Source organism: Glycomyces lechevalierae (genome assembly GCF_027622945.1).
GTDB classification, from domain to species: Bacteria; Actinomycetota; Actinomycetes; order Mycobacteriales; family Micromonosporaceae; genus Glycomyces; species Glycomyces rutgersensis.
This window is the reverse complement of record NZ_JAPZVQ010000018.1, coordinates 51,283-65,821: the sequence shown is the minus strand read 5'-3', so window position 1 is coordinate 65,821 and position 14,539 is coordinate 51,283. Positions and strand designations below refer to the sequence as shown.

7 protein-coding genes are annotated in these 14,539 nt (G+C 62.9%); 6 read left to right on the top strand and 1 reads right to left on the bottom strand.

The window, feature by feature from the left end:
• The first annotated feature begins 117 nt into the window (after positions 1-117).
• Genes O2L01_RS22015 through O2L01_RS22005 form a run of 3 tightly spaced genes read left to right on the top strand, consistent with a single transcriptional unit; the run spans position 118 to position 928 of the window.
• The gene (locus tag O2L01_RS22015; RefSeq protein WP_270124190.1) at positions 118-369 is read left to right on the top strand and encodes a hypothetical protein; all 252 of its coding nucleotides are present in this window, start codon (positions 118-120) and stop codon (positions 367-369) included.
• Positions 366-644 (top strand): hypothetical protein, encoded by a 279-nt coding sequence (locus O2L01_RS22010; protein ID WP_270124189.1) that lies wholly within the window; start codon positions 366-368, stop codon positions 642-644. The genes O2L01_RS22015 and O2L01_RS22010 overlap by 4 nt, the downstream gene beginning before the upstream one ends.
• Complete coding sequence (locus tag O2L01_RS22005; RefSeq protein WP_270124188.1) at positions 641-928, top strand: hypothetical protein; 288 nt, start codon at positions 641-643, stop codon at positions 926-928. The genes O2L01_RS22010 and O2L01_RS22005 overlap by 4 nt, the downstream gene beginning before the upstream one ends.
• Positions 929-942: 14 nt before the next feature.
• On the opposite strand, the gene O2L01_RS22000 is transcribed toward O2L01_RS22005, so the two are convergent.
• Positions 943-3,924 carry an NACHT domain-containing protein gene (locus tag O2L01_RS22000; RefSeq protein WP_270124187.1) on the bottom strand — a complete coding sequence of 994 codons (2,982 nt, stop codon included), beginning with the start codon at positions 3,922-3,924 and terminating at the stop codon, positions 943-945.
• A 301-nt stretch (positions 3,925-4,225) separates the two neighbouring features.
• Between O2L01_RS22000 and O2L01_RS21995 the strand changes: the two genes are divergently transcribed.
• The 3 genes from O2L01_RS21995 to O2L01_RS21985 all read left to right on the top strand — a co-directional run bounded on the left by O2L01_RS21995 (position 4,226) and on the right by O2L01_RS21985 (position 14,312).
• Positions 4,226-9,064, top strand: coding sequence for a DEAD/DEAH box helicase (locus O2L01_RS21995; protein ID WP_270124186.1), 4,839 nt, complete (start codon positions 4,226-4,228; stop codon positions 9,062-9,064).
• Between the two features lie 182 nt (positions 9,065-9,246).
• A complete protein-coding gene (locus O2L01_RS21990; protein WP_270124185.1) occupies positions 9,247-12,441 on the top strand; it encodes a HelD family protein in 3,195 nt (1,064 codons plus the stop codon).
• Positions 12,438-14,312, top strand: coding sequence for a DUF262 domain-containing protein (locus O2L01_RS21985; protein ID WP_270124184.1), 1,875 nt, complete (start codon positions 12,438-12,440; stop codon positions 14,310-14,312). The genes O2L01_RS21990 and O2L01_RS21985 overlap by 4 nt, the downstream gene beginning before the upstream one ends.
• Positions 14,313-14,539 lie beyond the last annotated feature (227 nt).

Here is a 14,539-nt window from a genome sequence, read left to right as displayed (position 1 = left end):
AGTTTCAGCACGCGTGTATCACGCGTCCCAAAGAACAACCGAATACAAACGCGGCGGGCCGCCGCAGGATCTTGGCAGAACTAGGCGGCCCGCCCCTTACCAGAGAGGAAACCTCCCGTGGTCTCGTTCAGCGTACGCCATGACCCCGTCCCCGCCTCGGTCAAAATCGACCTCGAACTCCACAAGCCCTACCGGACCTTCTTCGGTCTCGGCCGACTCCGCTGCGAGTGGTGCAACCACAAGTGGGGCGCCCACGGATGCCCCCAGCGCCGCTCGGCGGTGAAACTCCTCGCCTCCAAGATCGGCTCCGACTCGCTCCGGGACGTGCTCACCACCCTGATCGGGTTCTCTTGGGGCGGTGCGGCATGAACCCTGAGCGCATCGTCCTGGGCCGCTTCACCCTCGAACACCGCCGGATCGAGGTCTACCAGGTCGCCGGCGGTTCCACGACCTCTGTTCGACTCCGCCGCATCGGACCCGAACCCGCGGTAGACCTCGGCTACATCAACCGGATCGGGTCCCCGTTCGCCCGGCTCCACCTCTACCGCGCCGAATGGTCGAAGTCCCTGCGCCGGATCGCGGTCGACCACACCACCCGGATCTGGTCGCACGCGGCCCGCCACGAGGCGGAGGTCGAAGGATGACCCTGCGCTTCACTGACGGCCTGCCCGTCCTCGGCTACCGCGAGATCGAGGACCGCACCCTGGCCTTCGCCTGGCAATGGCATGAGCCGACGCTCCGAGTGACCTTCACCGAGCACACCCCGGTGCTCCTGGGTCACGTCACCCACCTCGACGGCCTCCCACGCCTGGCTGTGGCCCCCGAAAACCACGACTGGCTCGATCCGGCTCGGACCCAAGCGCTGGTTGAACACGCCATCGACCTCTGGCGTAGGAAGGAGCGCGTCTTCCGACAATGCGAAGGCTGAATCGTTCCGTCGGCTCAAGAAGAAAGCGGGAAGCGGATGAGCGCTATCGCCTCATCCGCAGGCGACTTGCCCGTCTGGCGTGCCTCGATCGCAGTAAGTCCGGCGATGCAGGACCACAGCGGATCCGGGTTTCCGGCTGCCTGACTTCCAGAGCTCACCATGGCGGCGGCATACAACGTGATCCGGGCGGTCGCGATCGTGCCGAGGTCGAGTGGTGAACGGCGGTCGAGCATCGGCGTGAGCGCTTGCTGTACAAGGTTCAACTGATCTTGGATCAGACTTGGCGGAGCTGCGGGGCGCCTGCCGGTCCGCATCGGGGTGTCGAAGAGCTGTCTGACCTCTCCGAGTCGGGGCAGGACTTCGCCGGGCAAGACCCGCGTCGGCATTTGCGCGTCGAGCAGAGCATCGTGGAGGTAGTGAGGGTGGGCACGCAAGGATCCCGGATTCAACATGCGGGTCGGCAGGCGCGGAGAGAGCAGCACTGCGCCCGCCCTCGCGGTCAAGTCGGACTCAGCGTCCCTTGCGCGGTAGCGACTCCGGTACCAGTTGAACGATTCGGTGAAAGCCGCAGTGACAGTGTTCTTGAACGCCTCGATCTGGTCTTCGACCGCCGCGATGTAGATCGGATCATGCTGGGCGTATGGATCCGGGCGTGGGGCCGGACGGATCTCCTTGAGGACGGCGATCACATCGAGCAGCATGATCGTCCGCTGGTCGACGAGCGATTCGAGCTCTTTGGTCCTCTTACTCAGATGATCGGTGTATTCCCGGCGGCGGTTTGTCGCTGCAGACGCCGCCGGGTCAGTGCCCTGCTGCCCGGATTCCAGGTCGCGAACGGTCGCCGTGGCGCTTTGCACCGCCTGCTGCAGTGCGGCGAATCCGTCCCTGATCTGTTGGACCGCGAAGTCGGTTCCGGGCCTGCCGGACAGGTCGAAACCGCCGATCATGAAATCCCAGTCCGCTTTCATCTGATCGCTGATCGTGCCACGTGAAACCGAGAAGCCCTGCGAGCCTGCCCGAAGCGGATTGAAGGGCTTGGCGCCGCCCTCATCGGTCCACAACCCGTGCGCTTCTATACTCGGCGAACGTTGCAGCGGGTACTTGGCCGCCTCAACCTGCCGCGGCAGGCGGTAGCCGAGACCGTTCTGCTCGAATCGGTTCAACCAGCCGAGGAACTCTTCGACCTCGACGGGCCACAGGCCTCTGACAATGCCGTTGGCGTCGACGGCGTGCCTTGAGAAGTGGAGACCACGCTGCTCCTGAACCCTTCGGTACAAGCGGAACAACTCACCTTTTACGGGTTCTGCGCAGACAATGAGATCGTCGCCTTCGACCCTGATTCGTTCGAGGTTGCGCCGGATCAACTCGGTGCAGACGATGAAGTGCTCAACACTGTCAACGGGATGCTCCTTGGCGAGGAACGCCTCGATCCGGGCTGCCAGATCGGCGCGGACGGGCCGCTCCCGGGCAGCGGAGTCATGCTCGAGGCGAATCGCGAGCGCCCAGCCGTCACTCGACCGCAACTTGAGAGCCGCGTCGATGAGTGGGTCGGCATCGCCTTGCATCGCGGCGAAGCGCGCAGTCTCCTTCCACCAAGAGTCGCCGATCCGCTCGATGAGCAGATCGGTCGTGCCGGTCGCACAGATTTCTTGCGCCGCAAGATACTCCTGGAATGACAGGTGGGCGAACGCGTACGTGTCGGAATCGATCTTCGAAAGCAGTCCGTTCTCACGCAGATCGTTCACCAACTCCTCGACGGTGACATCGAGACCAGTCCCCTCGATGACCTGTTCGAGTACTGAGGCCGGATCGAAGTCCACGAGCCTGTCGAGCATCAACTTGAGAGCAAGCCGCTGGGCGATCAAGCGCTTCGGTTTCAGTTCGAGTCCGCTCACGGGGCCGACGCCTTTCGTGTGCTTCCGCCTCTCGTGCAGTAGCATGCCCATCAGCTCCTCGTAGAGCTCGTCCCGGTCGGCGGGCAGACCGTGCTGCCCGTAGTGGTGGACGAGGACGATGAGATGCAGCAAGAGTGGAGTCGAAGCGAGCTCGAGGAGCGCCGGAGTGCCGAGAATACTCCCCAGGAGTCTGGTGCCTTCCAACTTCGCCTCCGACATGCGCATCTCGCCTGACTTGCCCAGCGCCTCATACCATTTGGTCACGAAGGCCCTGATCTGGTCCGGAGTGAGCGGGCAGACCTCCAGCACGATCTTGCGCACGTCGAGCCGAGCCGACTCAAATCCGGCCTCACGCGAGGTCACGACGAGGTCGCTCCGCGGGTACCTTCCGTGCAGGTTCTCGGCCCAGGTGAGCACGATCGGCCGGTGCTCGGCTCGTACCTCGTCCAGTCCGTCGAGCATGATCGCGCAGCGGCGCTTCCGCAGCCAACGCTGGATCTGCTCACGCGGAATGTAGTCGGCATCGAGCCATCGCGAGTTGGATACCACATCAATTAGCGAGATGTGCTCGTCGGCGACGATGTCCTTGGTGTGATGCGCGAGCACGATGAGGATCGGAATGGGCGCCCAGGGACTGTGCGCCTTCGCCAGCTTCAGCGCGGTCGCCCGCAAGAGCGTCGACTTTCCCGCCCCGAGCATGCCGTAGATGGCAAAGACGTTGGCGTCACCGCCCCCGAGGAAATCGATGAGGCTCGAGCGCTTCCCTCGCCGATCCTCGAAGCGGCCGTAGAACTTCTGTTTCTGGGCGCCCCGTCGAGGCTCCTGCAATTTGACATCGACGTACAGAGCGTCGATCGAGAGCACTGGGCCTGTGTCCGATTGTGCTCCAACGATCACCAAGTCCTGCAGGTATTTCGACTTGACAATACGCATCCGATATCGGAAGAGCTGGATATATGCGTGCACTGGGAGAGCGGCGACGGCCGTGGTGAGAACCGCAAGAGCGACAAAAACGACCACTATCACCAGTATTGAGTTCGTCTTCGATGCGGTGATCATCGATCCGCATGTGGAAGTGATGCCCGAGAGGAGAGTGGTCACGCCGACAGCCCACTTGAAATCTGAACGAGAAGCGGGGGACGAGCCTGAGGACGTTGAGGACATTGATTCCGCCTTCGAGGGGGAGTGGAGTCAGCCCTGGACCTTCAAGGAATTTACGGCAGTTCGGTGATCGTCGCAAGCCTCAATGGTCGGATGCCGCTCGGTCGGCCTCGGAGGTCGGCAGGCGACAGCGAGGGTTGTGGACAGGCATGCCATACGCTAGTGTCCCTCATGTAGTTGTGGCGTCACGCAAGGTACGGGGGCGTGTCTGGCGTCGTCTCTTCCTCTGGGGGGCAACGTCATGGCCGGAACCGTCCGAGACATCCTCGACCACATTCGCGCTGCGTCGCAGAGCAACGCCGAGCGCGGTCGTCGATTCGAACAGCTCATGCTCTCCTTCTTCCGCACTGACCCGCAATGGCGGCAGCAGTTTTCCGAGGTGTGGATGTGGGCCGATTCCCCCCTTGCCGAAGGCAACGCCACCGATACCGGTATCGATCTAGTGGCGCGGGAAGCGGGATCCGAAGCGTTCTGCGCGATCCAGTGCAAGTTCTACGGACCGGACAAGGTCATCCGGAAGGCCGACCTCGACTCCTTCTTCACGGCCTCAGGCAAGAAGGGCATCAACCGGCGCATAGTCGTGTCCAGCACCGACAAGTGGGGCCCGAACGCCGAGGCCGCCCTCGCGGACCAGCAGGTCGAGGTGACCAGGGTCGGTATGTCCCAACTCGACACAAGCCCGATCGACTGGGGCAAGGTCGCCGCCAAGCATGCATGGGCCGCAGGAGAGCGCCTCGATCCGCAGTACCTGCACGCCAAGAAGTCGCTTATGCCGCATCAAGAAGAGGCGACCGAAGCCGTCCTCACCGGATTCGAGACGCACGACCGCGGCCGGCTCACCATGGCCTGCGGTACCGGCAAGACCCTGACCTCGCTCAAGATCGCCGAAAGGCTCGCCTCCGCGCATGAGGATCCCATCAGCGTGCTGGTTCTGGTGCCATCGATCGCCTTGCTGTCGCAGACGATGCGCGAATGGGTCTCTGAGGCCGAGACCGCCTTGCGGCCCTTCGCGGTCTGCTCGGATCCGAAGGTCTCCAAGCAGTCTCGTCAGGTCGATTACGGCGATCAGGCTGTGCACGACCTCGCCCTGCCCGCCACGACGAGTGCCGCGAAGCTCTTCGATCGCATCCGCGGCGGCAGCTACGGGCCCGGCATGACGACGGTCTTCTGCACGTACCAGTCCCTGCCCACCATCGCAGCCGCCCAAGCCGCTGGCCTCGAGACGTTCGATCTCGTCGTCTGCGACGAGGCGCACCGCACCACCGGTGCCGCGCTCACCGGCCGGGACGAGTCCAACTTCACCCGGATCCACGATCCGGCCTACATCGCCGCCGAACGGCGCCTCTACATGACCGCGACACCGCGCATCTTCACCGAACCCGCCAAGGCCGATGCCGAGCGGCAGAGCATCCAGCTCTGTTCAATGGACGACGAGGCAAGGTTCGGACCCGAGTTCCATGAGTTGGGCTTCGGCAAAGCGGTCGAAGCCGGGCTGCTCGCGGACTACAAGGTCCTGGTCTTGGCCGTCGACGCGAGCTATGCGGCAAGAACCATGCAGATGGAACTCGCCGACGACAATATGGAGCTCAATGTCGCAGACGCGGCCAAGATCATAGGAGTCTGGAATGGACTCCGCAAGCGCCTTGGCCCCTCGATTTCGGAGAGCGGGTTCCGTCCCGGCGAGGCGCCAATGCGGCGCGCTGTCGCCTTCGCGCGGAACATCGCCGCGTCGAAGCACCTGACCGAAGTCTTCTCGCAGGTGACCGAGCGGCTCAGTGGAGCCGCCGAGGAGAGCCTCCGCTGCGAAGTCGAGCATGTCGACGGAACGATGAACGCTCTGGAGCGCGGCAGAGCGCTCGAATGGCTGAAAGCCGATCCGGGCAAGGCGACCGCCCGAATCCTCTCGAATGCCCGATGCCTGTCCGAGGGAGTGGACGTTCCGGCGCTCGACGCGGTGCTGTTCCTCCACCCTCGCAACTCGATCATCGACATCATCCAGGCCGTGGGCCGCGTCATGAGAAGGGCGCCAGGGAAGGAATACGGGTACATCATCCTGCCTGTCGCCGTTCCGGAAGGCGTTCCTCCGAACGAGGCTCTCGACGACAACGAGCGCTACAAGGCGGTGTGGCAGGTTCTGAACGCCCTTCGCTCCCATGACGACCGGTTCAATGCCGAAATCAACCGGATCGGACTCAACAAGTCCCGCTCCGATCGGATTCTGGCCGGCCACATCGCTGACGACGACTACGACTCGGACGCTCTCGGGAACCTGGTGCAGGCGGCCCGGAGCGGCGTGCCGTCGGTCGAGGAGTGGCGAAACGCCATCTACGCACGGATCGTGCAGAAGGTGGGCACCCGTGTCTACTGGAAGGAATGGGCCAAAGAGGTCGCGGACATTGCGGGCGACCACATGGCCCGCATTCGAAGTGCCCTCGAACTCCCGGGCAAGCGAGCAGTGTTCGGCACGTTCGTCGCCGCTTTGCGCTCGAACCTCAATCCCTCCATCTCAGAGCATGATGCGATCGAGATGCTCGCGCAGCATCTGATCACGAAACCGGTCTTCGACGCGCTCTTCGAACAGTACGAGTTCGCCACGCACAACCCGGTCTCTGAAGCCATGGAGACCGTGCTTGAAGCGCTTGACGACCAAGCCTTGGACTCGGAGCGCGACAAACTGAAACGGTTCTACGAACAGATCCGAGTTCGCATCGAAGGCATCGACAACCCCGAGGGGCGTCAGAAGATCCTCCTGGAGCTGTACGAGCAATTCTTCAGGAACGCCATGCCGCAGGTGTCCGATCGGCTCGGCATCGTCTACACCCCGGTCGAGGTTGTCGACTTCATCCTCCAACTCACCGACCAGGCGCTGCGGAAGTACCTCGGTGCTTCGCTGAGTGACGAAGGGGTCCAAGTAATCGACCCCTTCGCAGGCACTGGCTCCTTCATCGTCAGGCTCCTCCAATCGGGTCTCATCCGTTCCGAGGACCTCGTCAGGAAGTACCGCAATGAGCTGCACGCGAACGAGATCGTCTTGCTCGCCTACTACATTGCCGCGGTCAACATCGAGGAGGCATTCCACAGCAGGTTTGGGGAAGCGGGGTACCAGCCGTTCGACGGCATGGTCTTGACCGACACGTTCCAGCTCTACGAAGGCCGGACTGAGGCTGCAGACGGCGTGCTGGGCGGCAACACCGAGCGCGCGGTCCGCCAGCAGAGCGTTCGCATCATCGTCATCACCGGCAACCCGCCGTACTCCGTAGGTCAGAACAACCAGAACGACGGCAACCAGAACCTGAAGTATCCCGGTCTCGACCGACGCATCCGCGAGACGTATGCCGCCAAGTCGACTGCCACGAACAAGAACTCGCTCTATGACTCGTACGTGCGGGCACTGCGCTGGGCGAGCGACCGGATCGAGGACGGCGGCGTGATCTGCCTCGTGCTGAACAACGGCTTCATTGACGGGAACACCGCGGCTGGTCTGCGCCGCACCCTCACCGAAGAGTTCGACGCGATCTACTGCTTCAACCTCCGAGGCAACCAGCGGACCGCCGGCGAGCTCTCGAGGAAGGAAGGCGGCAAGATCTTCGGTTCCAGCAGCCGGGCAGGGGTCGCGGTGCTCCTTCTGGTCAAAGGCGGTAGCGCGGCCGAAGGCGATGGGTGCCGCCTCTTCTACCGAGACATCGGTGAGTATCACAGCCGAAGCCGAAAACTCGAGATAATCGGACACGAGGTCACGCGTCTCAGCCGAAGAGGATTGGACGCGCTGGATTGGCGGCAGATCGATGCCGACGGAGCCGATGACTGGATTTACCAGAGGAACAAGCGGTTTCAAACATTCCGTCCCGCAGGAAGCAGGACTCCCATAGGAGACGCGGAACCCGTCTTCCAACTGATCACGACGGGACTGCAGACAAACCGAGACCCGTGGGTATACGGGTACTCCGAAACCAAGATCGCAGAGAACATGCGGTCGATGATTGATTTCTACAATAGCCAAATTGTGGAAATCGAGATCCATAGACCTCTGAGTGGCTCGGCGGCTGAACGAGTGCGGCGGGTGGAGGGACTGGTCCACGGGAATCCCGGGCGCATCAGCTGGTCCTCCAGTCTGCTTGCCAAGGCGGCACAGTCCAAGAGGCTCGAGTTCGACCCGAGTCGTATAACCGCGGGAGTCTACCGTCCATTCAACCGCCAGGCTGTCTATTTCGACCGCGACCTGAACCATCGAATCGGTCAGCTGGCACAGATGTTCACCGACGTCTCCCGGGAGAACTACGGCTTCTACATCACGGGCACCAGCTCCGAGGAGCCATTTTCGACGCTTGCTGTCGATGCGATCCCCGACCTTCATGCGGTGGGTACCAAAAGCATTGGCCCTTTTTTCGCCCGCTATACCTATCACCGTCTGGAGTCAGACACGCTGGCCGTCGGCGACACCTGTGAGGGGTACGTTCGGGCGGACAACATCACCGACGCCGCTCTGAGGGACTACCAGGAGACCTACCGCGACAGCTCGATCTCGAAGGACGACATCTTCCACTACGTTTACGGCATCCTGCACTCTTCGGAGTACCGCTCGGAGTTCGAAGCGGACCTGAAGAAGTCCCTGCCTCGGATCCCCAAGGTCGCGCAGTTCCACGAATTTGCCCGTTCGGGCAGCCGGCTCATGCAGCTGCACCTCGCATACGAGACGGTCGAGCCGTACCTCGGCATCCGAGAGATCATTGACGAAGCCGCCCCGACCGACCGGGCCGACCTCTACCGCGTCGACCGCAAGATGCGATTCGCGTCCAGGCAAGATCGCACGCGGATCGTCTACAACTCCCACGTCACGCTCGCTGGCATCCCGGAGGCCGTCGACCGCTACCAGATCGGCTCACGCTCGGCCGTCGAGTGGATCATGGACCGCTACTACGTCCGCACCGACAAGGCCAGCGGTATCGTCAACGATCCGAACGACTGGTCCGACGATCCGCGCTACATCATCGACCTGCTCAAACGCGTTGTGACGGTGAGTCTGGAGACCATGGCGATCGTGGACAGCCTGCCGCCGCTGGAGATCTTGACAGATCAATGACGCTGGGAATCGAAATCACACGTACTGCACTGCTTCGATTACACTCTCGGTGGACCCACTTGTAGCCCGTTGTTTCAAGTGGTCTGTTCGGAGGAGTCGGTGAACCCCTCCCGGAGCCGCCCCTTCTCCGAATCGCGACTTGGAAGGCCCCTCCTCGTATGCCAGCACGTCAGAACTCTCCGGTGGCACCGGATTCCAATCCTGTGATAGTCGCCGAGCAGGCGGGCGTCGAGCACGTCTACGCGTGCTGGGACGACATGCGCAGAACGACACCGTCGGCCGGCGAGTTCGCAGCGTCCGCGGGCGCGCCGAAAGCCAGCGCTGCGCTTTTCAGCGCCGGGGCCGCGAAGAACGCCATGTACGACTCGCCCGAGGACAGTCTGGTGCTCTTCCGCGTCGTCTCCGAAGCAGCCGAAGACGAGGATGCGGACGAGAACCAGGAGTTCTATGTCGGTCGTCAGGCTGTTCGCAATCCCGATCTCGATCTCCTGGTGGTCGGTTGGGATTCCGACCAGGGGATGAAGTGGTTCCGTGCGAGCGAACGCGAACGAAACGGCCTGCTGTTCAAGCGCGAGATCACCTGCCGAGACCGCAGGGTCACGCAGTTTCGCGATATGTTCGGCAGCGACCCGGGCGCCGCTGGATTCGACACTGCGGCGGAGAGTGGAACCGAGTGGATCGATCCGCTGCTGATCGAGCTGGCCCGTGGACGCGACAGTTCGATGCGCGACATCATCGCGACGATCCAGCGGGAGCAGCTCGAGATCGTCGATGATCCGCATGAGGGGGTGCTCGTCGTCCAAGGAGGACCGGGCAGCGGCAAGACAGCGGTCGGGATCCCCCGGATCGCGCGAATGCTCCGCAGAACCGGTTCGCCCCTGCGCCGTGACCGGATCCTGGTGCTCGGCCCCAGCCAGCGTTTCGTCCAGTACCTCGCCGGCGCGTTCGCGTCTTTGGGCGTCGATGACGTACGCCGGGACGACCTCCCCAACTTGTGGAACGCACGGGATGCCGACCATGACACCGGATTGGTCGGGAAGTTCAAGTCGGGGCCGCGCATGGCGGCAGTGCTGCGTCGTGCCCTCGAAGACTGCATCGCGAACCCCGAGGTGCGCGTTGCGCGCTTCTGTAGGAATTCCGACGTCTTCTCACTCGCGTTCAGGGGGACCTGGATCGAGGTGCCCGTTGCGAGCATCCTCAAGATCTTCACGGAGGAAATGGACGCTGACGCCCCTTACAACGACCGGGCGGCTCGGTGGCGCAGCCGCTTCGTGGCACTGCTGAACGATGTGTTCCGACGTGACCATCCGAAGATCGAGGAGGACTACTCGGAGAAGATCCGGGAGAAATGCGAACGGGACGAGCTGTTCGACGTGATGACGCCGAAGCTCAATCCAGGCGACGTGCTGCAGCGCCTGCTGCGCAGTGAAGTCGTGCTGAGACGAGTGTGCTCCGGTATCGCCACGGAGGAGGAACTGCATCAGCTCCGCGATCGCGTAGACCGCTATAAGCGGCGACGATGGACCTATGAGGACCGCGTCTGCTTGCAGGAACTTCGATACCTGCTGCAAGGGGCCGAGCCGAAGTCGGCCTGGGATCATCTTGTCATCGACGAGGCCCAGAACGTGACACCGATGGAGGCCCGGGAGCTGGCGCGGCGGTGCTCGAGTGGGTCGATGACCGTCATGGGCGACCTGGCGCAGCGTCTCGCCCCGTATCCGTACCTTGACTGGGAAGAACTCGCCCGGACCCTTGCCCCGCGATCGCGGTCAAAGGTTGTCGAACTTCAGGCCGGTTTCCGCCTGCCGCCTCAGATCATGGACCTCGCGGCCCTGTTGGGGAGGCGGCTGTCACCGGGGACCGCCATTCCGGTCGCCGTACTGCCGCGTGACGGTGATTCGGTGACGACCGTGAGAACGGAAGACCCGGTTGCCGCCGCAGCTGATCGTGCCGCGGTGCTGCTCCGAAACGAAGGCGCGGAGCGGAGCGTGGCGATCATCGTGCCCGGCAGGACCGAGAACCCACGGGCACGTGACTGGGAGACCGAGATCCGAGCAGCGTTGGAGGTGCGGTCATCGCCGGAACTGCCCGTCTCGCCGATCTTGGTACTGACCGGACGGGAGGCACGCGGGCTTGAGTTCGATCATGTGCTGATCGCTGAACCGCGGGCGTTCATCTCAGCATCGGACGCGGGCGAGCAGGAACTCTACATCGCCCTTACCCGTGCGACGCGGACACTGACCATCCTCCATCACGATGACCTGCCCGGTGTACTGCGGCCCGATGCCCCGGAGCCGCCCTCGTTCCGGTTGGAACGGGCCCGTTCGGAGGGCCGGTGCACTCGGTTCCGGAGGACCGGCGAGCAATGCGAGCATCCGAGCGCCGGCGCCGACGGCTGGTGTCGGCACGAGGACTGCGACGGATTTCCAGCTCCGACCCCGCCGCACACGGGGCGAAAACTCGGACGAATCGCGAAGGACGGTCCTTTCGCCGAATTCACGCTGCCCGAGCTCCTGTCCACTGAATGGGTGCGGGTCTCCGGCGACGCGTGTGAACAGTTCATCCAGCACCACGGCGGCTTGCGGGCCACAGCAGCGGCGGAACTTCGTGCGATGGTTCCGGTCTTCCTGAAACAGGGCAGCATCTTCAAGTTTCCCGGAATGCGCTGCGTTATCCGGCACCGAGGCGTCGGCCTCGTCCTGAGTGCCGACCGCTGGGAGGTCATCGGATACGACACCGGGCAGCCCGACCTCACCTACTCCCAGATCGAAGCCGGTGTTCGTCCGCGTCAGCAGGCAGCACCGATGCGACAGAACCCCGACCCCGTGACGGTAGAGGAAGCGAAGAATATGGCGATGGCTGATGCGGAGCAGATCGTCGAATGGTCGGCGATGACTGCCGATGACTTCGAGTCGATGCACATCACCGAGCGGATCCAAACGGAGCGTGAGGATCCCGACCACGAGATCCTGCGTTCGCAGATCTACTCGGATCTGCAACGTCGCCGGAAAGTCGACGGCGGGAAGGCCGGGCAGGAGGACGGTGTGGACGCCTGGTATGAGCTTGATGGTGTGACCACCGTGTTCGAGGTCCTCGAAGTGAGCGGCTTCGACTATGGGCGTTTCCGCCGGGGGGCAGTAGACCTGCTCGAAGTCTCGTACATGCGCTGCCGCGGAGGCAAGGCCGTCATGGTGCTCGTCTCCCAGCAACCTCCAGAGGAGCCCTGGACGATCAAAGCACTGAAGAACATATTTGATGTACTCGTCGCGTGGCCCGAGGGCGGTTCGTGGGCGGGCCCGGGAGCGCCGCACCTCCTGCCCCGGCAACGCCGATCAGAACCACACGAACCCGACCATCCGGAGAGGCGCCGAGCGTGAGCAGCATTTCCCCGCACTACCGCACCATCAAGGAGCTGCTGCAGACTCGGTCGTTCGCGATCGACGAGTACCAGCGTGAATACAAATGGGACCGCGAGAACATCGAGGAACTCGTCTCCGACCTGCATGCAAAGTTCACGACCTTCTATCGGGACGGCGACGCGCCGAAAGCGGCGAGCGAATACGGCGACTACTTCCTCGGCTCCATCATCGTCACCAAGCGCAGCAACAAGAGCTACCTGGTCGACGGCCAGCAGCGCGTCACCTCACTGACGCTGCTGCTGATCTATCTATACCGCGAGGCACAGCGGCGAGGACTCGACGTGACCTCCACTATCGAGCCCTTGATCTACTCGGACGACTACGGCGAGAAGAAGTTCAACCTCGACATCGCCGAACGCGTTCCGGTGCTCCGGGCCCTGTTCAACGGCGAGGACTACACCGCCGACGGCAAGGACGAGTCCATCCGGACCATCCTCGCCCGGTACCGCGACCTGGAAAGCCTCGATCTGGCCGAGGATCTCGGCGAAGGCCTTGCGACGTTCGTCTACTGGTTGATCGCCAACGTGGGATTGATCGAGATCGCCACCGAGACGGACGCCCACGCGTACTCGATCTTCGAGACCATGAACGACCGCGGCAAACCACTCAGTCCAGTCGACATGCTCAAGGCATACCTCTTGGCTCCCATCGAAGCCGACGAGGACCGCTCGAACGCGAACCGGGCCTGGAAACGGACGGTTCTCGACCTCATCTCCTGGGAACCCGACCCGAACTCCGACAGGGACGCCGCCTGTGTCAAGGCGTGGCTGCGCGCGAAGTACGCCGATTCGACCCGAGAGCGCAAGGCCGGCGCGGTCGACCGCGACTGGGAGCTGATCGGCTCGACCTTCCACCGATGGCTCCGCGACAACGCTGACCGCATTGGTGCCGGTGAGTCTGCGGGCAACCTACGGCTGATGACGGCGGAGTTCCCGTTCTTTGCCCGCGCCTACCGGCGAATCCTCGAGGCAAGCCGGATCTACACGCCCGGCCTTGAGGCTGTCTACTACAACGAGCACAACGAGTTCACCTGGCAGAGCACGGTGCTACTGGCATCGTTGTCCACTGAAGACGACGACGAGACAGTGCGCAGAAAGCTCGCAGCGACCGCGACCTTCCTCGACATCTGGTTGATGCGCCGCGTCGTCAACTACATCCGAGTCAGCTACTCGAACGTGAGCTACGCGATGTGGTTGCTGTGTCGCGAGATCCGCGGTCGATCACTGCCTGACTTGATCGACTTGCTGCGGGAGCGACTTGAACAGGACGAAACCGAAGTCTCGCTCACAGGCAGCTCGCGCCGGAATCGATCCGGCATCCGCGACCTCCGGCTGAACCAGTTCAGCAAGCGGTACATCTATCACCTGCTCGCAAGGTTGACTGCGCATACCGAGGTGCAGTCGGGGCTTCCCGACCTGTTCGACAGGTACGTCGACCGCAAATCTAAGAACGCTTGCGATATCGAGCATGTCTGGGCGAACGAGCATGAACGGTATGCCGAAGAGTGCCCGAGCCGTGAAGAGTTCGACCAGTGGCGCAACCACGTTGCCGGGCTGGTTTTGCTTCCAGCGGATGTGAATCGCAGCTTCCAGGACAAGCCCTTCGAGGAGAAAGCACCCCACTACGCGAAGCAGAACCTCTACGCGGCCAGCCTCACTACCGCAGCGTACGAGCACCAACCGCGATTCCGGGCCTTCGCGCAGAGCGGCGATCTCCCGTTCCGACCCTACGAGCAGTTCGGTACCGGCGAACAGCTTGAGCGGAGAGAGCTGGTGCTCGCCCTTGCCAAGCGCGTATGGGACCCGGCAAGACTGGAGCAGTTCCGCTAGCGAAGAAATTCGACAGGGCGGCGAAGAACTGAGTAACCACCGGAGCCGCTATCGACCGGGCTAAGCAGACTTGCGAGGCCGGCGTCTGGGACTACCTGCACCGAATATTGCTCTCGGACTCCACGCACTTGGAGAGACCGACTGGTCCGCGGTCTGCCTTGACAGCTCCCACATCAAGACAACTCGGCCCGCACCTTGTTCGAGTGTTCTTCCGCTCAGCCCAAGAC

Bases quoted from the DNA above. Each gene is read 5' to 3' on its own strand.
- O2L01_RS22010 (WP_270124189.1), top strand. From the start codon at position 366: ATGAACCCTGAGCGCATCGTCCTGGGCCGCTTCACCCTCGAACACCGC.
- O2L01_RS21995 (WP_270124186.1), top strand. From the start codon at position 4,226: ATGGCCGGAACCGTCCGAGACATCCTCGACCACATTCGCGCTGCGTCG.
- O2L01_RS22005 (WP_270124188.1), top strand. From the start codon at position 641: ATGACCCTGCGCTTCACTGACGGCCTGCCCGTCCTCGGCTACCGCGAG.